We start from the raw sequence: 20,588 nt of genomic DNA on the forward strand, positions 1-20,588 counted from the left end.
CTACTAATGTTCCTAACAAAATCGCTAGTTTCTTCATAATTTTATCTCCCCTTTTGAGAATATTTGGATTACAGCGCCTTCCGGAGCCATATCCAGGTGTAACAATTATACACCATAATTGTTGGAGACTGAAAAGGGGCTGAAATGGCTGAGTCTAAAAAGGCACTGTGGCCTATAGGTGGGCTGTGGTAAAAAAAGCGCGGCAATAAAGAAAAAATCCTTTCGGCTGGAAAGGATTTTTACTATTTTATTGGGGGGTGGGGAGATTTTGTTATTCTTGCGGAATAACCTATGAAAAAACAAACATTAGTATTCAGATTTATGTTGTAATGCCGCTTGTTTACTGTTTTTGGAAAGATTGAGGTTTTATTTTGGCGACCGGGGTTGCCGGTCGCCATATTATCTCTTGGGGAGAGAAAATTATTTCCTTTTTGGTGTTTTTTCTTTCTTTCATTATTTAGACTAAAGGCATAGCCAAAAAGTTTAAAAAAATTTTATCCCTCAATCCCGCTCAAGCTCAATGACGGATTTCAACCGCTGCAAGCCGTTTTTCAAAGCCTTGATCTTGAATTTGCTCATCTTGATGTCAAGGAGTTCCTCGTCCGAGGCTTCCTGGATGTCGGAAAGAGTCTCGTATTCCGTGGTCAGCTTCTCGATATCCTTGCCCGAGAGCTTCGTGATTTTCCCCAAAACCCGGAATCCCTTGGCCTTGATTTCCCGGTCGAGGAGCGTATAACTTTTGCCGTAGCCCAGTGCGTTGGCAAAATTTTCCTCTTTCAGCAGTTCCGCGTCCGAAAGGGCTTTCAGAACGGCGTAGACCTCTTCGTAGGTGCGTTTTTCGATCATATAGTCGTTCAAGAATTCCCGTTCCTCGTCGGCGACGCCAAGGAGCAGTTCCCGGTACTGGAGGTCCGTCAGTCTGCCGTCCGCGCCCAATTCGAGAATATAGGTCCTGAGTTCGGTCTCTATGCGCCGGAGCATTTCGAAACGCTGCAGGGTCAACGCCACGTCGTGGAGCGTCACGAGGTCGTCCAGTTCCAAGATCGTCAGGTTGGACAGGTGTTTGTCGAGGACGGACTTGTAGCGTTCGAGGGTCTTTACGGCCTGATTGGCGTCTTCGGTGATCCGCGACATGTCTTTGAGCTTGTATTTCAGATCGCCCTTGTAGAGGCTCACGACTTTTTTTCTGGCGGAAATGGCAATAACGAGCCTGCCGGTCTGCTTTCCCGCCCGCTGGGCCGTCCTGTGTCTTGTCCCGCTTTCTTCGGACAGGTATTTGCGGTTGATCTGCAAATGGACGTTAGCGTATACGATTTTCTTGCAGGACTCGTCCACAATGATGGCGCCGTCCATTTTGGCGAGCTCATAGAGGCGCTCCGGCGTATAGTCGCAGTCGATGGAAAATCCGCCGTCCACCATTTTTTCCGCGTCTTCATCGTAGCCCACCACAATGAGGGCCCCCAGCTGCCCGTCCAGAATGTTGTCGATCCCTTCACGGAGCGGCGTCCCCGGCGCCACTTGCAGCAGCATGTCCACCAATTCTTTCTTCTCAGTCATCTTTCTTGATCCCCTCCAACAATGCTTCAATGTTTTTCAAGTAGATCAGCCGCAGCTTATAGGTATTTTTTTCGATTTCCTTCCTGTTGGCCTCGGGGACATATACCCCCGTAAAGCCCAATTTTTCCAGTTCCCGCAGACGTTTATCCAAAAAGAACGCCTTCCGGACTTCGCCGCGCAGGCCCAGTTCCCCCACGGCCGCGATTTTTTGGCTGATGGCGACCCCCCGACAGCGGGACAAAAGCGAGATTACGACGCCCAGATCGGCGGCGGGGTCCCGGATTTCAATGCCGCCCGGGATATTGAGAAAGAGGTCGCTCATGACAAGGCCCAATTCCAGCATCTTGTCGGCTACGGCAACGAGGATTTGGATCCGGTTGCGGTCAAAACCGTTGACGATCCTTCGCGGAAAGCCCGTTACGGCGTCCGTCACAAGGGACTGGACCTCCAAAAGAAACGTGCGGCTCCCTTCAAGGACCGGAACGACCATGCTTCCGATATTTTTTTCCTCGCGCTCGCTCAGGAAATACTCGGCGGCGTTTTTGACTTCCCGCATGCCCTTTTCTTCCATGCTGAATACGGCAATTTCGTTCGTGGAGCCGAAGCGGTTTTTTGTGCTCCGGAGGATCCGGTAAAAGAGTCCCTCTTCCCCTTCAAAATTGAACACGGCGTCAACCATGTGCTCAAGCATCTTGGGACCCGCAACTTTGCCGTCTTTGGTGATATGCCCGACGATAAAAAACGAGACGCCCTGCTTTTTCGCGAGGTCGATGATCCGGAGGGCGCATTCCCTGATCTGGGTCGGCGAACCTGGACTTGCTTCAAGCTCGGGGTCATATACAGTCTGGATGGAATCGACCACAACGACGACGGGCTTGTGGCGGCTGATATAGTCGGAGATAAGCCCCATATCGGTTTCGTTCATCAGTTTGAGGTTTTTTCCCGTAACGCCGAGACGCGCGCCGCGATTTTTGATTTGGGCCGGGGATTCCTCGCCCGAGATGTACAGCACAGGCCCGATTTTTCCATATTCCTGGGCAGCCTGGAGCAAAAGCGTGGATTTTCCGATACCGGGGTTTCCCGTCAGCAGGATGACCTCCCCTTTGAGGAGCCCGCCGCCCAAAAGCCGGTCAAATTCCCCGATGGATGTTCGATAGCGGTCGTTTGTGTCTTCTGAAACATCGGCGTAGTCAAAAACCGCTGTCTCCACGGCAGCCGCGTTTCGTTTGGCCGCGCCCCCGTCGCTCTTCCGGACGGCGGCCGTTTCTTCCTCAAATGTCCCCCACTCGTTGCATTGGGGGCATTTGCCGAGCCATTTGGCGGACGCGTATCCGCAATTGGCGCAGACATAGACGGTAGTTTTCTTTCCCACGGTAATTTATTCCTTTTGCTGCCGGTTTATTTTCCGCTAAGATCGCGGGCTCTGGCCCGCACAAGATCGGCGATCCTGTCGTCCACGAAATAAGAAAGCTCCGCTCCCGCGGCGGCCGCTTCCCGGACCCCCGTTGAGCTCAAATAGAGATATTCCCGGGTCGCCGGAACAAAGATTGTATTGACGGCGCCCTCCGAGAGCTGGTGATTCGTCAGCGAATAGACGAGCTCGTACTCAAAGTCGGCCACGGCCCGAAGGCCTCGGATAATGAGGGAGACATCTCTTTTTTTCATATAGTCCACCAAAAGCCCGTCCCAGGCGTCTATTTCCACATTGGGAAAATCCGCCGTCACGAGGCGCAGCATGGACTTTCGCTCCTCAAGGGAAAACCAAGTTTTTTTGTTGGTATTTCCGGTGATAAGAATAATGAGTCTGTCGATAAAGGTCAGGGCGGTTCGGATCACTTCCTGATGGCCCTTGGATATGGGGTCAAAGCTGCCGCTGTAGATCGCTGTGGACACGGGGGTTCACCTCAGAGAGAAAGATGGTCAAGCTGAAAACGCAGAAAATCAGATGTCGTATAGGGCCTTCCGTTGATGATCCAGGCGTCGGTGGAAAGCGCCCGATCGGGTTTGAGCGTAAAATGCGGAGAAAAAAGGGATTTATTTTTCCCGCCGTGCCCCGCCGCCGAAGAGAGATTTTTTTCATGGGTAATGATGTCAAGCGTTTTTTCTTTTTCATGAAGCGCATGAAAAAAATCAAAGCAGAGCTCGCCTTTTAAGAGGTCCAGGTACGCGGGATGCCACGGCCCCGCGACAAGGGAGGCGCGAAGATGTTCGTCGGGGCAAAGCCCTGTTCTTATTACAGTTATATCATGGATTTGAAAAAAAGAATAGATTTTTTTTGAAATTTCCAAACTTTTTTGAAGGGAGAGGGGCGTGTATTCCCCGTTTTGCCAGAGCTCGTCCAGTTTCGTATTTTTAATGACCAAAGTGGGATAGATTCTTGCTTCATGGGGGTGAAAGGACGCGAGGATCCGGCAGGTATCGAAGTCGCTCGCCGCGGTTGCGCGAGGAAGGCCGGGCATGACTTGTACGCCCAGGCGGAAGCCCGCTTTTACGATGAGAGAAGCGGCGGCGGCGACGCAGTCTTTGTCGTAGCGGCGGCCACAGGCGTGTAACACCGCGGGGTCAAGGCTCTGGACGCCCAATTCAACGGTCTTTACGCCATAAGCCTGCAAGAGATCAAGATTTTCGGGCGTAATCGCGTCGGGTCTTGTGGAAAGGCGGATGCCGCTGATTTGCCCGCCCTCGAGGTAGGGAGCGAGGGTCTTGAGGAAACGTTCCTGGGTCGAAAGAGATAGCCCCGTGAAGGTGCCGCCGAAAAAGGCGGCCTCTACGGTTCCCTCGCCGCGAAAGGCCTTGAGCCAGGCGTCTACGGCGGCTTTGATCGATTCCGGAGACGCGTCGGTTTCCACGCCGTTGATTTTTCGCTGATCGCAGAAGACGCAGGTATGCGGGCAACCGCTGTGATTGATGAAAATCGGGATGTTGTAATGCCTCACAGGATGACCTCAAGCTTCTTGCACAGGAGTTTGGCGGCCAGCTGCGTCGCGATTTTCTTGTTGGCGCCCTCGGCCGAGGCATTGTATTCGGCTTTTTCCAGAAGGGCGATCAGTTGCGCCTTGCTGCAATGTTTGGTCTCAACGCCGGGCAGGATCCCCACGATGATCCGGAAATTCTTCCGGTGGGAAGGCCCTTCGTCAGAAAGGACCTCGTAGGTGGGGATTTCTTTGAATTTATGCTGACAATATTCCTGCAAAATACTCTTGTAATCGGTGATGTCTTCGTTATTGCTGATGTTGTCGATGACTTTTTTGATGTGGGGCATGACATACTGCTTGGCTGTATTGTAGTCGCCGTCTACGAAAATTGCGCCCAACACGGATTCAAAGCCGTCGCAGAGTAAGGAATTCCGGTCTCTGCCGCCGGTTTTTTCCTCGCCGCGCCCGAGGATCAAATATTCGCCTATTTTTATCGATCTTGCGAGTTTGGCCAAAGAGGGCTCGCTGACGATCATGGACTTCAGCTTGGAAAGCTCTCCCTCCTTCGCGTTTTTGTAGCGCTGATAGAGATATTCGGCCACAATGAGATCGAGGACCGCGTCTCCGAGGAGCTCCAGCTTCTCATTGTTGATATTTTTGTACCTGGCGTTTTCATTGCCGTAGGATTTGTGGATCAGCGCCAGTTTCAGCGTTCCTTTGTCCTTGAACGTATAGTTCAGATGCTTTTCCAGATCCAGGTAGTTTTTATTCATGGACAGGACCTCGCGTATAATTTGATAAAAGGGCCGTTGCAGGTCTTGCAGCAGCCCTTTTTTGACTCCTCAGTCTTTGTATTTCCTCATGACGATAACGGCGTTGTGTCCGCCGAAGCCGAAGGAATTGGACATGGCGACGGAAATCTCCTTTTTGACCGCCTGATTTGGCACATAATTCAGATCGCATTCGGGATCGGGATTATCGTAGTTCACCGTGGGCGGAACAATGCCTTCCGCCAGGGCTTTTGCGACGATAACGCCCTCGATACCGCCCGCGGCGCCGAGCCCGTGACCCGTCGCCCCTTTCGTCGACGAAATCAGGAGCTTTTGCGCGTGCTCCCCGAAGACTTCCTTGATGGCCTGGGTCTCATTTTTGTCGTTGATGGCGGTGGAGGTCCCGTGGGCGTTGATGTAGTCCACGTCCGAGGGGGCGATCCCCGCGCTTTCGATGGCCATTTTCATGGCCCGTACCGGGCCGTCGATGGAGGGTTGCGTAATGTGGAAGGCGTCGGAGGTCTCTCCGTAGCCGATGATTTCCGCGTAGATCTTGGCGCCTCTGGCCTTGGCGGCTTCGAGTTCCTCAAGGATCATGACGCCGCTGCCCTCGCCCATGACAAAGCCGTCCCGGTCCAGGGAAAAGGGGCGGGAAGCCCGCGCCGGCTCATCGTTTCGTGTGGAGAGCGCTTTCATGTTTGTAAAGGCGTTGATCGCGAATTTGGTGATGGCCCCTTCGGCGCCGCCCGCGATCATGGCCTTGGCTTTGCCGTACTTGATCAGCTCGTAGGCGTCTCCGATGGAGTGCGTCCCTGCCGCGCAGGCGGTGACGATACATTTGTTGGGGCCCTTGGCGCCGTAGTAGATGGCGATGTGACCCGAACCCATATTGGCGATCATGCCGGGGATCGTAAAGGGAGAGATCCTGCGCACGCCCTTTTCCAGCATGGTTCCGTATTCCTCTTCAAAGATTTCCATGCCACCGATCCCTGAGGAGACGATGACGCCGGTGGTATCGGCGTTCGTTTCGTCAATGACGAAATTGGCGTCCTCGAGGGCCATTTTGGCCGTAGCAATGGAAAATTGCGCGTAGCGCGCCATTTTTTTCACTTCTTTTTTTTCGATGCCGTAGTCGGTAGGTTCAAAATTTCTGACCTCCGCCGCGATTTTCACAGTCATATCGGTCGTGTCGTAGCGGGTAATGAGACCGACCCCGGTTTCGCCCGCGATCAGCCGTTCCCAGCTTTCCTTGACGCCGATGCCCAATGCGGTGATAAGACCGACTCCGGTCACGACGACTCTTTTCAAAAAAATCACCTCATTTATCCGATTCCGACCCCGCGAAGAGGCGGGGTCTTTTCTTTTTGCCGATGAGAAGTACAATTAACGGGGTATGCTCGATACCCCGTCATTTTTCCCTATTTGTGCGCTTCGATGTAATTCAGGACATCTTGTACGGTCTTGATTTTTTCCGCTTCGGTATCGGGGATTTCAACGCCGAATTCTTCCTCAAAAGCCATGACAAGTTCCACCGTATCCAGCGAATCCGCGCCGAGGTCTTCCACAAAATTCGCTTCGGGGGTGACCTGATCCGCTTCTACGCCCAATTGTTCAACGACTATTTCTTTGATCTTATCTAACATGTTTCCTCCTTCATATAGTGTATAACGTTTGATCTATGTGAGTTTATAGATTTGCACGGTGCTTTGTACGCATATATTTTACCCTATATTTGAAAAATCAGCAAGTTTTTCTGCATTTTTTACGGAAATTTCTTTGTCGATCTTCCGGATCAGGCCCGAAAGCACTTTTCCGGGGCCGATTTCCCATATTTCCGTGACGCCCAGGGCTTTGAGCTTCCTTACGGTATAGACCCAGAGGACGGGCCCGAAGCTCTGGCGGTAGATTTCTTCCTTGATGGCGGCCGCGTCTTTGAGCGGTTCCGCCGTGGTGTTGGCGATGATGAGCGTATCCGTTATGGTAAAATTGTATTTTTCCGCCTCCGCTTTCAGTTTTTCCCCGGCTTCTTTCATGAGGGAAGAATGAAAGGGGCCTGAAACCGCAAGGGGCATGGCCCGCTTGGCGCCTTTTTCCTTGAGGAGCGCGCAGGCTTCGGCGACGGCCTCATTTTCCCCGGCGATGACGGTCTGGTTCGGTTCGTTGAAGTTGACGGCTTCCACAAGGCCCGATTTGACTTCCTTGAGGATCTCTTTGATCCTGTCGGCCTCCATGCCCAGGACCGCCGCCATGCCGCCCCGGACTTTTTCCGAGACTTCGTGCATGAATTGGCCTCTGGCCGCCGTGAGGCGGATACAGTCTTCCGGCGACAACACGCCCGCCGCGCCGTACGCGGCGTATTCCCCAACGGAATGACCAGCCGCGTAGGCGGCGGAAACGCCTTTTTCCATGAGGAGTTTTGCCAGCACAAGGCTTAAGGAGACGATGGCCGGCTGGGTATATTTCGTCAGTTTGAGCGTTTCCTCGGGCCCTTCAAACATGACGGTTTTGAGGTCAAAGGACAGGCAGTCAAACATCCGGTCGAATTCTTTTTTCGCGAGAGGACTCGATTCGTAAAGGTCCTTTCCCATTCCCGCGTACTGGGCGCCCTGCCCCGGGAAAACAAAAGCTGTGGACATGATTCCTCCTTATCTCAGTAGGCCCACTTCATGACGACGGAGCCGAAAGTCAGCCCCGAGCCGAAAGCCGTGATGGCGACGATTTTTCCTTTTTTGAGGATGCCCTGCTCCATGGCTTCGCCCATGGCGATGCCGGTTGTGGCGGCCGAAGTGTTGCCGTATTTCTGGATGTTGATGAAGACTTTTTCCTGGGGGATCTTGAGGCGCTTGACGGCCGCCTCGATGATCCGGATATTGGCCTGATGGGGGACAAAGAGGTCGAGATCCGACATTTTGAGACCCGCCAGTTCCATGGCTTTTTTTGTGGCCGCGGGGCAGATGTTGACCGCGAATTTGTAGACGTCGGGGCCCTTCATCACAATATACTGTTCGTTGTTTTGGATGCTCTCGACCGTGTGGGGCTTGCGGGAGCCGCCTGCGGGAATACTCAGAATCCCGTCGTCTTCCCCTTCCGCGCCGATATAGGACGAGAGGATGCCGTAGCCTTCCTCCACTTCCTCCAGGACCGTCGCCGCCGCTCCGTCCCCGAAGAGGACGCAGGTGCTGCGGTCTTCGTAATTGGTGATCTTGGTGAGACTTTCGGCCGCGATCATCAAAATTCTCTTGAAACGGCCGCTTTTGATCAGACTGTCGCCCAAGGTCAGGCCGTAGGTGAAGCCCGAACAGCCGGCGGAAATATCAAAGGCCGGAATCGTGTGGAGACCCAGCTTTTTCTGCAAAATGCAGGCGGCCCCCTGAGCGTGGTGATCGGGGGTAACGGTGGCCACAATGATGAGGTCCAGGTCCTCCGGCTTGACTTTCGCCGCCGCGAGGGCTTTTTTCGCGGCCTCAAAACACATATCGGACGTGGCCTGCTCGGGCGCGATCCGATGCCGTTCCTTGATGCCGGTCATGGTCGTGATCCATTCGTCCGAAGTCTCCACGATTTTTTCGAAATCCGCGTTTGTCATGATTCTTTCGGGGACATAGTAACCGAGTCCCTTGATTCCGACGCTTTTTGCTTTCATTCTTCCTCCTCGGCGGGACGGTCTTCCATCTGAATCCCGATGACCTTCCGCAACTCTTCAACAAATCGCATTTCCGCGAATTTATTTGCGACTTTGATGGCATTTTTGATTCCGACATGGTCGGAGTTTCCGTGGGCCTTGATGGAGAGTCCGTTCAGCCCCAGAAACATGGCGCCGCCGTATTCCGACGAGTCCAGTTTCTTTTTGAGAATCTTGAAAAACGGGATCATCAGAATCGTTCCGAGGATGGTCAGCGGGTTCCACTTCATTTCCTTCTTCAACGTTGCGTGGATGAATTTGGCAATGCCCTCGGAGGTCTTCAAGACCATATTGCCCGTAAATCCGTCGGTCACGACGACGTCTACGACGCCGTCAAGAAAGACCGTACTTTCGATATTGCCCAGAAAATTGATTTTCTTGTTTTGGCTCAGGAGCCCGTAGGCGTCCCGGGTCAGCTCGTTGCCCTTTCCTTCTTCGGCGCCGATATTCAAAAGCCCCACTTTGGGGTTTTTGATCCCGAAGAGAATTTCCATGTAAAAAGAGCCCATGACCGCGAACTGATTGAGAAATTCCGCCTTGCAGTCGGCTGTCGCGCCCACGTCGAGCACGACCATATGGCCGCCTTTTTTCTGGGGAAAGGTGGCCGCGATGGCGGGTCGCAGGACTCCCCGGATGCGCTTTAGCGTCAGTTGACTGGCCGCGATGAGGGCGCCTGTATTCCCCGCGGAAACGGCGGCGTCGGCGTAACCTTCCTTGACCAGTTCCAGCGTCCGTTTCATGGACGAGTCTTTTTTATTTTTGACCGCCGAGATCGGTTCGTCATCCATCAGGATCACTTCCCGGCTGTCGATGATTTCCATTCTGTCTTTGTCAAAGCGGTATTTGGCGAGTTCCGCTTCGAGCAATTCCTTTTTTCCCACAAGCGCAACACGGAGGCCCGGGCTCGTCTCGAGAGACGCTACCGCGCCTTTAACCGGTTCGAAAGGAGCCTTATCGCCACCCATTGCGTCGAGCGCTATTTTCATTGTATCCTCCTGGCGTCAGGGCCTTGCTGTGATATGCGAAAAGAGGCAAGACAGCCGTCTTGTCTCCTTCTGTTGTCCTTGCTATTCCGACTGTCCTTTTAATACTTCCCGGCCGTTGTAGTCGCCACAGGACAGGCACACTCTGTGGGAACGCTTCGGCGCGCCGCATTTTTCGCAAACGGAAATGCCTGTTACCGTGATCGCGTCATGTGACCGGCGCATATTCTTTTTCGCTTTGGAAGTCTTCTTCTTGGGTACTGCCATTTTTTGCCTCCTATCTATCTTTCCTGATGTGATTTTCAATATCCGAACATGTAAAGGCCAAGTATCCTTTACAGACGCCACATTCAATATTTTACCTATTTTTTGAGATCTTGTCAAGGATTATTTCTTGTTTTCGGGAAGTTTTTCAGCCAAAGGTTCAGACATTGAACAAAAATTCCATCAGGTCGCCGTCTTTGACGATGTATTCTTTGCCCTCGAGACGTAGAAGGCCGGCTTCCTGAGCGCCTTTCCAGCCTCCCGTCCGGATAAAGTCGTCGTAGTCCACGACTTTTGCCCGGATAAAGCCTTTTTCAAAATCCGTATGGATCTCGCCGGCGGCTTTGGGGGCCGGATCCCCGATCCGGATCGTCCAGGCCCGGGCTTCCTTGGGGCCCGCGGTAAAAAAGCTCTGGAGGCCCAAAAGATGAAAGCCCGCGCGAATCAACCGGTCGAGACCGGCTTCTTTGACCCCGAGGCTTTCAAGATATTCTTTTTTTTCGGCCTCGTCGTCCATTTCCTGCAGTTCCTCTTCGACCCTGGCCGAGACGAGAATGACCTCCGCCCCGAGTTGGGCGGCGTAGGCCGTGATTTTTCTGGAAAGGGCGTTTCCTTCGGCCAGATCCTCCTCGCCCACATTGGCCGCGAAGATCATGGGTTTTTGCGTCAGGAACTGATAAGGCTTGATCAAGTCCGCTTCTTCTTCCGTCAGCGAAAGGGTCTTCAGGAGTTTCATTTGATCGAGGTGGGCCGCGCATTTTTCCAGAACCGGATACAGGGCAAGGGATTCTTTATTTTTGCTCTGCAAAAGCTTTTTATGCTTGTCCCTGGCCTTTTCCAGCGTCTCCATATCGGCCAGAATCAGCTCCGCGTTGATGGTCTCGATATCCCGCAGGGGATCCACGGATCCCGCTACATGGACGACGTTTTCGTCCTCAAAGCAGCGCACAACCTGGCAAAGGGCCGAGGCCGCCCGGATGTGGGAGAGAAATTTGTTGCCGAGGCCCTCCCCCTTGGAGGCGCCTTTGACGAGACCCGCGATATCGACAAATTCCACCGTGGAATAAATCATCTTTTGCGGCTTGACCAGCTTCGCGATTTCTTCGAGACGCGGGTCCGGGACCGTGGTCATGCCGATGTTGGGTTCTATGGTGCAAAAGGGGTAATTGGCCGCTTCCGCGGCCCCCGCCTTCGTGATGGCGTTGAAAAGCGTGGATTTTCCCACATTGGGAAGTCCCACAATGCCGATTCCGATCATGTACTTGCGTATCCTCCTTTATTTTTTGCCGCCCAGGAGCGTTCCCAGAACACCCCGCAGGATCTTTGTCGTGACGGCCCTTGTGGCCGTGGACGTGGCGGTTCTCCCGGCGCTGGTCAGGATCTTTTCGAAGGTCCCCGGCTTCGCCGCTTCCTTTTCCCGCCGGATGCGCTCCTTTTCTTCTTCTTTTTCGAGCCGGAGCCGCTCTTTTGTCTCTTCTTTTTCCCGCTTCAGGCGCTCAGTCTCGGCGATTTTGGCGGCTTTTTCGTCTTCGACCCGCTTTTTTTCTTCTTCTTTCCGCTGTTTTTCGTCTTCCTTGGCGCTGGCCGCCTCGCTGTAGCGCTTTGTCAGGATCTCATAGGCCGATTCCCTGTCGATCATTTCGTCGTATTTGGAGCCCATGGGGCTGCGGAAAATGACTTCCTTGCGCTCGAAGTCGTCTATGGTTCCCATTTTGCTCTGGGGGGGCAGGATAAAGGCGCGTCGTACAACGCCGGGCACGCCCTTTTCGTCGAGAAAGGAGACGAGGGCTTCGCCGATTCCCATTTCCGAGATGACCTTGTCCGTGGCGAAGGCGGGGTTGGGCCGGAAGGAATCCGCCGCCACCCTGACGGCCTTCATTTCATTGGGCGTATAGGCCCGGAGCGCGTGCTGGATCTTGTTGCCCAGCTGGGCCAACACGCTGTCGGGAATGTCCGCGGGATTCTGCGTGATAAAATATACGCCGACGCCCTTGGAGCGGATCAGTTTTACGACCTGGTCGATTTTGTCCAAAAGGGCTTTCGGGCAGTTGCTGAAAAGCAAATGGGCCTCGTCAAAGAAAAAGACGAGTTTCGGTTTATGGACGTCGCCCATTTCCGGCAGGCGCTCAAAGAGCTCCGTCAGCATCCACAAAAGGAAAATGGCGTAGAGGCGCGGGCTGTTGACGAGCTTTTGGGAATCGAGGATGTTGATCATCCCCTTGCCGTTTTCGTCAACGCGCATCCAGTCGTTGATATTGAGGGCCGGTTCTCCGAAAAATTTTGTGCCGCCGTTGTCCTCCAGCGTCAGAAGGGCTCTGGAGATGATTCCGACGCTCTGTTTGTTGATGGTTCCGTAGTCCACCGTGAATTTGGAGCTGTTGTCGTTGACGTAATTGAGCATGGCCCGAAGGTCCTTCAAGTCAAGGAGCATCCAGCCGTTGTCGTCGGCGATCCGGAAAATGATGTAGAGGATGGCCTCCTGGATATCGTTCAGGTCCAGAATACGGGCCAGGAGCGTCGGTCCCATTTCACTGACCGTCGTCCGGATCGGATGTCCGTTCTTGGCGTACAGATCCCAGAAGCAGGTCGGTTTCTTTTCAAATTTAAAGTTTTCAATTTCGTATTTTGCGATCCTTTTTTGCATTCCCTCGTTGTCTTCCCCGGGAAGACACATCCCCGCCAGGTCCCCCTTGACGTCGGCGAGAAATACCGGGACACCCAGATCGCTGAAGGCCTCGGCCATAACTTTGAGCGTTATGGTCTTGCCGGTACCGGTCGCGCCCGCGATGAGTCCGTGCCGGTTTCCCATGGAAGGAAGCAGACAGAGTTTTTCGCCGTTGTCATAAGCCATCCAGATTTTGTTCTCATATACCATAGAATACCCTCCAGATTAAGTGATTTTTTATTTGATCAGCACAGTTCCCGTCATTTCCGGCGGGATCGCGATTCCCAACAGCTTCAGCATCGTCGGCGCCACGTCGGACAGCTTGCCGTCTTTCAAGCTCGCTCCCCGGTATTCGCCGGCCACGAGGATGCAGGGGACTTTGTTGGTCGTATGGGCCGTCCAGGGTTCTTTTGCGGCGGGATCATACATTTTTTCCGAATTGCCGTGATCGGCGATGATCAGAAGCCCCGCGCCTTTACTTAAAATGGCGTCGGCAATCTTTCCGATACAGGCGTCCACGGCTTTGATTGCCGCGACGGCCGCCTCATATATCCCCGTATGGCCCACCATATCGGGATTGGCAAAATTGAGGATGATCACGTCATAGACGTCCGATCGGATGGCCTCCAGGACGCCGGCGGTCACTTCATAGGCCGACATTTCCGGCTTCAGGTCATAGGTCGCGACCTTGGGGCTCGCCACGAGCTTTCGGTCTTCGCCGGGATTGGGGACTTCGACGCCGCCGTTGAAGAAAAATGTCACATGGGCGTATTTTTCGGTTTCCGCGGTCCGGAGTTGCCGGAGTCCGGCCTTGGAGAGGACTTCCCCCAGCGTATTTTTGATTTCGCGGTCGTGGTAAATCACCGGCGCCTCAATGGTCGCGTCATATTGTCGCATACAGTAGTAGTGAAGACCCAGGTATGTCCGGGGAAATCCCTCAAAATCCCTGTCGTTAAGCGCTCTTGTGATTTCCCGGGCCCGGTCGGGGCGGAAATTGAAGTTGATAAAGACGTCGTCCTTTTCCACAAGACCCGCCGGGTCGATGACCGTGGGGAGTACAAATTCGTCGGTCACATGGGCCGCGTAGCTTTCGGCCATACATTGGGCGGCGCTCGGGGCTTTGTGTCCGAGCCCCAGGACGAGGCAGTCGTAGGCGATTTTGACCCTGTCCCAGTTTTTGTCCCGGTCCATGGCGTAATAGCGGCCCGAGATGGTGGCGACGGCCCCCACGCCGAGAGCGCTCATTTTCCCGGCGACTTCGGCCAGGTAGCCCGCCCCCGATTCGGGCGGCGTGTCGCGGCCGTCCATAAAGGCGTGGAGCCAGACGTTTTTCAAGCCGTAACGCCGGGCCATTTCCAAAAGCCCGTAGAGATGATCGAGAGAGGAGTGTACGCCGCCGTCGGAGACCAGGCCCGCCAGATGGAGCTTGCGGTTTTTTTCCTTGGCGAGGGCAAAGGCCTCTTTCAGGACGGGGATTTCAAAAAAGGCCCCGTCCCGGATGTCCTTGGTGATCTCGGTCAGGGGCTGGTAGACGACGCGTCCCGCGCCGATATTGAGATGCCCGACTTCGGAGTTGCCCATCTGTCCTTCGGGGAGGCCCACCGCTTCGCCCGAGGCTTCGAGCTCGGCGTGGGGGTAAGCGTTCCAGAGTTCCCGGAAATTAACGGGATTCGCGCCCTCAATGGCGTTTTTTTCATCTTTTGCGTGATTGATCCCGAAACCGTCGAGGATCATCAGCATAAGCGGTTTGTTCAAGTTATTTTCCCCCTTCCCCGGCAAAGACGATTTTGGCAAAGGTATCGGCCTTGAGGGAGGCCCCGCCGATCAGTCCGCCGTCGATGTTCGCTTGGGCCAGGAGATCGGTCGCGTTTTCGGCGTTCATGGAGCCGCCGTACTGGATGATCATCCCTTCGGCCGTATCCGCCCCGAAAAGTTCCGCCAGGACCCCGCGGATGGCCTTGTGGGTCTCTTCCGCGATCTCGGGGGTCGCGGTTTTCCCCGTGCCGATGGCCCAGACCGGCTCATAGGCGATAATGATTTTTTCGGCCTCTTGTTTTGTTATGCCGGCAAGCCCCTCAAGGAGCTGTGTCCGGTTGATTTCGTCCGTTTTCCCGGCTTCCCGCTCGGCCAGCTTTTCCCCGATACAGAGGATAGGCTTGAGTCCGTGGGCCAGGACGGCCTTGAGTTTTTCATTGATAAAGGCGTTTGTTTCCTTGAAATATTCCCTGCGTTCCGAATGGCCGAGGATGACGTAGGAGACGCCGATATCCTTCAGCATGGGACAGGAAACCTCGCCGGTAAAGGCGCCGCTGTCTTTGGGATAGACGTTTTCCGCCGCGATTTTGATCGGCGATCCGGCCACGGTCTTGACGGCCTCAGCCAGGCAGGTATAGGGGCCGCCGATGATGACCATCACGTCCCGGACGGAAGCGACGGCGGTTTTCAACGCCGACAGCATGGCGACGGCCTCGGTATTGGTCATATTCATTTTCCAGTTTCCCGCGATTACTTTTTTACGCATTGTCACTCACCTTTGTTTTTTCAAAATATATATGTACACTAAATAAGTAGATTTTTCTTTCCTTCTTCAAAGATCACTTCGTTGAAACATTGGTCAAAATTGTCATAGAAGCACAGGAGCATCTGTCCCATGCTGTTTTCAAGGGCTTCGATCAGGTCGAAGCAGTCCTCTTCGCGATACAGGCCTTCGACGACGTCAAGGCCTTCCGTAAAGGCCTCCACGAATTTTGCGAAGGGCTCCCCGGCAAATTGAAAAGCGAAGTTGTCGTTGATGATCACAATGAGGTTGTAAAACCAGTGCAGAAAAGAAAGCAGCTCAAAGAGGTCGTCCTCATCCACTTCAATGACGTCTTCCTCCTCGTTTCCCTCAAAAAAGCTGTCGATCAGGTAAAAATAGTTGTCGATGTATTCCCTCGTGTTGCACATGGACTCAAGGATGATCTCGCGGAAGGATTTTGTGGTGATTTCAAGCGTCATCAGACTCTCGAGATTCACATGGGAGTTTTCCTTGAGCATTTCCCCGTTGACAAAGATTTCGTCAAGAATCTTGTTCTCGTTGTGGAGCTTTTTGGTGATCGCTGAGATCGTCCGGCCGAAGGTGGCAAATGTTTCTTTTCCCAGGTCAACTTTCACATTGTCGATATAAACGTCCATTGCATCAACCTGCCTTTTTAAAGTAATTTTGCTTCATGATCCCCCGTTTTTTCCCTTTGCCGCATTTTGTCAAAAACCTTGGAAAGCGCGACCGAAAAGACGTAGACCGCCTTCGGCCGCTGATCCTTTTGCAGTTCCTTGATGATTTCTTCCGTCGTGTGTCCGGTCGTCACGATGTCATCGACGAGGAGCACGGTCTTGCCGGTAAGCGTGAGCCGGCTTTCGAAGGCGTCCCGGATATTTTTGCGCCGGTCCTCCTCGTCCAGGAGCTCGTACATGTGCTTCGTGTCCCTGATTTTTTCGATGGTCGCGTAGGTGATCCGCATGTCCCGGAGCAGTTCCTCCACCTGGTTGAATCCCCGTTCCCGGTAGCGTTTGCGGCTCACGGGGACAGGAATCGCCACATCTACCGCCTTTTCTTCGATGAGCGCCCGTAAAGGCGCCTTGCAGAGATCCGCCAGGGTACCGGAAAGATATCGCCTGTTTTCCAGTTTCATCTCCGCAATGATTTGCTTGATATCGCTCTCATAATAAAATAAATAAAAATAGTTTCCGCTTTGTTTGAGCGCCGCTTTTTTCCGTAAAACAGAAAGGCATTGGGGGCAGACGTATTCCCCCCGGGCTTCGACAATCCGCCCGCAGACGGCGCATTTTCTCGAAAAAAAGAAATCCTTAATTGTTTGCGAGGTGAACTTCTTCATTTTTGTCAAGGATCTTGGCGTTATACATTTCCGTATAGCCGCAAAGAAGGCAGGTTTTGATATAATATTTGCCGAGCTCCAGTTTGAGGCCCGGGTCTTTTTCGGGTAAAATGCAGGTTTTCACCTGATATTTGTCCGATCCGCATCTCAAGCACCTAAAATCCATATTCATCACCCCAAATTACGTGTTTGAGCCATTTCGTTTCGCTGCCCAGAAAGCTGACGCAGTCAAAACGAAAATTGCAGTTTTTGAATCTCTTCAACGCGATGTAGATTTCGGCTGTTTTATACATTTTCCGGATTTTCTTGACGTCCACGGCTTCCATGCCTTCGCCGTAATCGTTGGTCTTCCGGTATTTGACTTCCACAAAGACGATGGTGTCGCCGTCTTTGCAGATGAGATCAATTTCACCAAGTTTTGTCTGATAGTTTTTTTCAAGGACAACGAGCCCCTGCCCGCGCAGGTATTCCGCCGCCTTTTCTTCGAATACGCCGCCTTTTTCACGTTTGTTCATGGTACCCCTCCTTTTCCTCTGCGGAACTAAAACAAACGAAGATTTTCCGTGAGGATGCTTTTGAGAAATGTTTCCCGGTGTATTTCGCAGGCGCCCAGCGCGTGTATGGCGCGGACGTGCTCCTTTGTGCCGTAACCTTTGTGTTTTGCGAAGCCGTAGCCCGGAAAGCGGGCCTCTTCCGCCGTCATGATCCTGTCCCTGGTGACTTTGGCCACAATGGAGGCCGCCGCGATGGCGAGACTTGCGCCGTCGCCCTTGACGAGGGCTTCCTGCTGGAGAGGGCAGTCCTTGATTGTGAAATTGCCGTCCACCAGGACAAGGGCTTTTGCCGGATCAACGGTTTTCCCCAGTTCCGCTATGGCCCGTCGCATGGCTAAAAATGTGGCGTTCAGGATATTGAGGGCGTCGATTTCGGCGACGGTCGCCATGCCGATGCCGACCGCAAAATGCTTGAGTATGCTGTCATAGAGCGATTCTCTTTTCTTTTCCGTCAGTTTTTTTGAGTCATCCACGGCCCCGAGCTCGTCGGCGTATTCCCGCAAAAGGGCGCAGGCCGCGACCACGGGACCCGCCAGGGGGCCTCTGCCCGCTTCGTCGACGCCGATGACCGGGCGCATTTTCGAAAGGTCATAGAGATAGAGCGGGTTTTCTTTATTCGTCAAGAGAGTCACCTGTTTCGCCAAGGGCAGGGATTTTTTCGGATTTTCCTTTTTATCATTATAGCATTTTATGATCCAAGAGTAAATAAAAAAATCGGCGAGGGGCAAACTCGTATAAAGTCTTGGTTATCCGGCGCTCGACGGAATCGTAAAAGTCTTTTCATTTGTGACGGGGTTCTGCCGTTTGTCGCAGGGGCAGTTTTACTTGACTCATATCCCCTCTGGGGCAGGAATTTTTTCGGCCGAAAGCCCCGAGCGGCCGACGCAATCCAAAAAATCCGCCGGCGGCGCTCCCGTGAAGCGCAAGGGCCGCGCCGTCACCGGGTGGCTAAAGGCCAGCCCGTAGGCGTGGAGCATCTGCCTTTTGATTTCGTCTTCCCCGTTTCCGTACAGGGGATCGCCTACAAGGGGATGATTGAGATACTTCATATGTACCCTGATCTGATGCGTGCGGCCCGTCTCGAGACCCAGAGCCAGGAGCGTCCGGTTCCGGGATTCGTCAAGGACCCGGTAATGGGTGACGGCGGGCTTGCCGTTTTTTTCCACGACGGCCATGCGCTTTCTGTTTCTGGGGTCCCGCCCGATCAAGGTCGTGACGGTCCCGCTTTTTTCTTTGAAAATGCCTTTCGCTATGGCAATGTAGGTTTTTTTGATCTTTTTTTCCGAAAACATGCGGGCGAGGGCCACATGGCAGCGGTCGGTCTTGGCCACAATGATGAGGCCGCTGGTGTCCTTGTCCAGCCGGTGGACGATGCCCGGACGCAGGACGCCGTTTATGCCCGAGAGATCTTTGATGTGGTAGAGAACTCCGTTGACGAGGGTGCCCGCGGTATTCCCCACGGCGGGATGCACCACGACGCCGGCGCTTTTGTTGATGACGGCCAGATCCCCGTCTTCATAGACGATATCGAGGGGAATGTCTTCAGCCTCCGCCGAAAGGGGCGTCGCCTCGGGGAGATACACCGTGACGCTTTCCGTTCCTCTGAGTTTGAGACCGTTTTTCGCGGCGGGGATTCCGTCCACCATAACGGCGCCGCGCTCAATGAGTTTTTCCGCCGCCGAGCGCGTATGGCCTTCAAGCCGTTCCTGCAGGAAGCGGTCCAGGCGTTTCCCTTTGTCGCCCTCACGGGCCGTAAGCTGCGTTTCTTCCTTGACAGAGTCCATTTTTCCCCCCGTTCGAAAGAATTTTTTCTTCATTATAGCATTTTATGACCTGGGAGTAAACAAGAAATTCCCGGCGGCGCCAAAAAATAAAGCGACGCCGCCTTTCGCTTGCGACGCCGCTTTTTTCCCTCTATACGGGCATGTTCAGCCACCTGACAGAGTCTTCCATAACTTCGGCTTCCATGTCCTCCCGGTAAAGGGCTTTGTATTCGATTTCCCCGTACTCGCCGTACTTGGTGTACAGGCCGTCCATGAGTCCCCCATGATAGGTGATTTCTTCAAAGAGACCGCCGGTCGCGTAGTAGCGGACCAGATCCCCTTCTAGGATTCCGTCCCGGAAAGGAGCGATTTCCTTGAGCTCTCCCGTTTCGTAGTAGCTCTTGAAGTTTCCGTCAAATTTGTCGTTGACGCAGTTTCCCTCCAGTTCCGTCATGCCGTTGGGGTAGTATTCCCGGTAAATCCCCTGCCGGCAGAAGCTGTCCGCGTAAGCGACTTCCCGTTTCAGGTTGCCGTTCCGGTAGTATTCCCTGGAAATCCCGCATTTCTGGCCGTTTACCATGGTGTCTTCCCGGAGGAGTTCCCCCGACTCGTAGTAATGCTTCTCGATTCCGCTTTTGACATCGTTGACATAGGGGATTTCCGCCTTGCGGTTGCCGTTTTCGTAGTATTCGATCTCGGTTCCCGATTTCTTCCGCTGGTCTCGATATACCCGCCATTCGATTTCCCCGGTCTCGTAGTAGCCCGTATGCTCTCCCGAGAGGATCCCGTGCACGTAATGCCGTTCTTCTTTCAGGACGCCGTTCCGGTAGTATTCCCGGGAAATGCCTTCCTCAAAGCCCTTTTCATAGGTGTCGACCCACTGCAAATCGCCGTTTTCATAATACCATCTGTGGGGGCCTTCCTCGACGCCCTGTTTGTACCAACCCTCGTGTTTCAGGACGCCGTCGGGATAGTATTCCCGGTAGGGTCCCTGGGCCAGTCCTTTCACGAACTTCGCGGTCCACTTGAGACGCCCGTCTTCGTAATATCCTTTATGAATTCCCTTTTTGAGTCCGTTCCCATACAGGCCTGTCCATTTTAAGTTTCCGCTTTCATAATACGCGCTGACGACGCCTTCTTCCTTCCCGTTGACGTAATTGGCCACGTAGCGGGGGTGTTCCGTGTTGACGCCGCCGAGACCGAGCTCCGGTTCTTCCTCCGGCTCTTCCGTCCCTTCCAAAAACCCGATTTTGATTGTTTTTCTGGCTTTATTTAACATTTGATTCGTCGCTGCTCCTCTTTATTTAGTGGCTTCCGGCCACTTCAGATATGGCGCTGGGAAAATGAAACCGACCGACAGGACTTTTGTTTTTCAATAGTTTTTGTGTCAAACAATTCTGTATTTTTAATATTTGCGCATAGTGTCCGTAAAATTAGTACAAATTTTCTTTTGTGTCATTTTAAATTGTTATTTTCTTCTATCCGGTACACGTTATACATCTTTTTGGAAAAAAAGTCAAGCTTTTTTTGAAAAATTTTTTTGATCGCTGGAACGCTGAA

22 protein-coding genes are annotated in these 20,588 nt (G+C 53.4%); all 22 read right to left on the minus strand.

Features of this window, described 5'->3' with window-relative positions; genetic code table 11:
* Positions 1-501 precede the first annotated feature (501 nt).
* Positions 502-1,557 (minus strand): DNA integrity scanning diadenylate cyclase DisA, encoded by a 1,056-nt coding sequence (gene disA, locus LBQ97_05175; protein MDR1832110.1) that lies wholly within the window; start codon positions 1,555-1,557, stop codon positions 502-504.
* A complete protein-coding gene (radA, locus tag LBQ97_05180) occupies positions 1,550-2,929 on the minus strand; it encodes a DNA repair protein RadA (protein ID MDR1832111.1) in 1,380 nt (459 codons plus the stop codon). Before radA ends, disA begins: the two co-directional genes overlap by 8 nt.
* Positions 2,930-2,955: 26 nt before the next feature.
* Positions 2,956-3,450, minus strand: a complete 495-nt coding sequence (gene coaD / locus LBQ97_05185) for a pantetheine-phosphate adenylyltransferase (protein MDR1832112.1) — start codon at positions 3,448-3,450, stop codon at positions 2,956-2,958.
* A gap of 11 nt (positions 3,451-3,461) precedes the next feature.
* Positions 3,462-4,493, minus strand: coding sequence for a radical SAM protein (locus LBQ97_05190; protein ID MDR1832113.1), 1,032 nt, complete (start codon positions 4,491-4,493; stop codon positions 3,462-3,464).
* Positions 4,490-5,245 (minus strand): ribonuclease III, encoded by a 756-nt coding sequence (rnc, locus tag LBQ97_05195; protein MDR1832114.1) that lies wholly within the window; start codon positions 5,243-5,245, stop codon positions 4,490-4,492. The genes LBQ97_05190 and rnc overlap by 4 nt, the downstream gene beginning before the upstream one ends.
* A gap of 69 nt (positions 5,246-5,314) precedes the next feature.
* The gene (gene fabF / locus LBQ97_05200) at positions 5,315-6,550 is read right to left on the minus strand and encodes a beta-ketoacyl-ACP synthase II (GenBank protein ID MDR1832115.1); all 1,236 of its coding nucleotides are present in this window, start codon (positions 6,548-6,550) and stop codon (positions 5,315-5,317) included.
* Between the two features lie 110 nt (positions 6,551-6,660).
* Positions 6,661-6,885, minus strand: coding sequence for an acyl carrier protein (locus LBQ97_05205; GenBank protein MDR1832116.1), 225 nt, complete (start codon positions 6,883-6,885; stop codon positions 6,661-6,663).
* Positions 6,886-6,963: 78 nt separating this feature from the next.
* On the minus strand, positions 6,964-7,881 hold the full coding sequence (gene fabD, locus LBQ97_05210; protein MDR1832117.1) for an ACP S-malonyltransferase: 918 nt from the start codon (positions 7,879-7,881) through the stop codon (positions 6,964-6,966).
* Positions 7,882-7,892: 11 nt separating this feature from the next.
* Positions 7,893-8,885, minus strand: a complete 993-nt coding sequence (locus LBQ97_05215) for a ketoacyl-ACP synthase III (GenBank protein ID MDR1832118.1) — start codon at positions 8,883-8,885, stop codon at positions 7,893-7,895.
* Positions 8,882-9,910, minus strand: coding sequence for a phosphate acyltransferase PlsX (gene plsX, locus LBQ97_05220; GenBank protein ID MDR1832119.1), 1,029 nt, complete (start codon positions 9,908-9,910; stop codon positions 8,882-8,884). The genes LBQ97_05215 and plsX overlap by 4 nt, the downstream gene beginning before the upstream one ends.
* An 81-nt stretch (positions 9,911-9,991) precedes the next feature.
* Positions 9,992-10,174 (minus strand): 50S ribosomal protein L32, encoded by a 183-nt coding sequence (rpmF, locus tag LBQ97_05225; GenBank protein MDR1832120.1) that lies wholly within the window; start codon positions 10,172-10,174, stop codon positions 9,992-9,994.
* Positions 10,175-10,331: 157 nt separating this feature from the next.
* Entirely contained in the window at positions 10,332-11,429 is a 1,098-nt protein-coding gene (gene ychF, locus LBQ97_05230; protein MDR1832121.1) for a redox-regulated ATPase YchF, read from the minus strand.
* Positions 11,430-11,447: 18 nt separating this feature from the next.
* Positions 11,448-13,046 carry a DUF853 domain-containing protein gene (locus LBQ97_05235; GenBank protein MDR1832122.1) on the minus strand — a complete coding sequence of 533 codons (1,599 nt, stop codon included), beginning with the start codon at positions 13,044-13,046 and terminating at the stop codon, positions 11,448-11,450.
* 27 nt (positions 13,047-13,073) lie between these two features.
* A complete protein-coding gene (gene gpmI, locus LBQ97_05240) occupies positions 13,074-14,591 on the minus strand; it encodes a 2,3-bisphosphoglycerate-independent phosphoglycerate mutase (GenBank protein ID MDR1832123.1) in 1,518 nt (505 codons plus the stop codon).
* Position 14,592: 1 nt separating this feature from the next.
* Positions 14,593-15,357 carry a triose-phosphate isomerase gene (gene tpiA / locus LBQ97_05245; protein ID MDR1832124.1) on the minus strand — a complete coding sequence of 255 codons (765 nt, stop codon included), beginning with the start codon at positions 15,355-15,357 and terminating at the stop codon, positions 14,593-14,595.
* 38 nt (positions 15,358-15,395) lie between these two features.
* On the minus strand, positions 15,396-16,010 hold the full coding sequence (locus LBQ97_05250; protein ID MDR1832125.1) for a chemotaxis protein: 615 nt from the start codon (positions 16,008-16,010) through the stop codon (positions 15,396-15,398).
* Between the two features lie 17 nt (positions 16,011-16,027).
* Positions 16,028-16,507, minus strand: a complete 480-nt coding sequence (locus LBQ97_05255; GenBank protein ID MDR1832126.1) for a ComF family protein — start codon at positions 16,505-16,507, stop codon at positions 16,028-16,030.
* Between the two features lie 175 nt (positions 16,508-16,682).
* Positions 16,683-16,883 (minus strand): hypothetical protein, encoded by a 201-nt coding sequence (locus tag LBQ97_05260; protein ID MDR1832127.1) that lies wholly within the window; start codon positions 16,881-16,883, stop codon positions 16,683-16,685.
* A complete protein-coding gene (locus tag LBQ97_05265; GenBank protein MDR1832128.1) occupies positions 16,867-17,226 on the minus strand; it encodes a YraN family protein in 360 nt (119 codons plus the stop codon). Before LBQ97_05265 ends, LBQ97_05260 begins: the two co-directional genes overlap by 17 nt.
* Before the next feature lie 26 nt (positions 17,227-17,252).
* Positions 17,253-17,843, minus strand: a complete 591-nt coding sequence (locus tag LBQ97_05270; protein ID MDR1832129.1) for a ribonuclease HII — start codon at positions 17,841-17,843, stop codon at positions 17,253-17,255.
* 252 nt (positions 17,844-18,095) lie between these two features.
* The gene (locus tag LBQ97_05275; protein ID MDR1832130.1) at positions 18,096-19,049 is read right to left on the minus strand and encodes an RluA family pseudouridine synthase; all 954 of its coding nucleotides are present in this window, start codon (positions 19,047-19,049) and stop codon (positions 18,096-18,098) included.
* A gap of 130 nt (positions 19,050-19,179) precedes the next feature.
* The gene (locus tag LBQ97_05280) at positions 19,180-20,268 is read right to left on the minus strand and encodes a toxin-antitoxin system YwqK family antitoxin (protein MDR1832131.1); all 1,089 of its coding nucleotides are present in this window, start codon (positions 20,266-20,268) and stop codon (positions 19,180-19,182) included.
* Positions 20,269-20,588: the final 320 nt, after the last annotated feature.

Source organism: Fusobacteriaceae bacterium (assembly GCA_031272775.1).
Taxonomy (GTDB): Bacteria; Fusobacteriota; Fusobacteriia; order Fusobacteriales; family Fusobacteriaceae; genus JAISST01.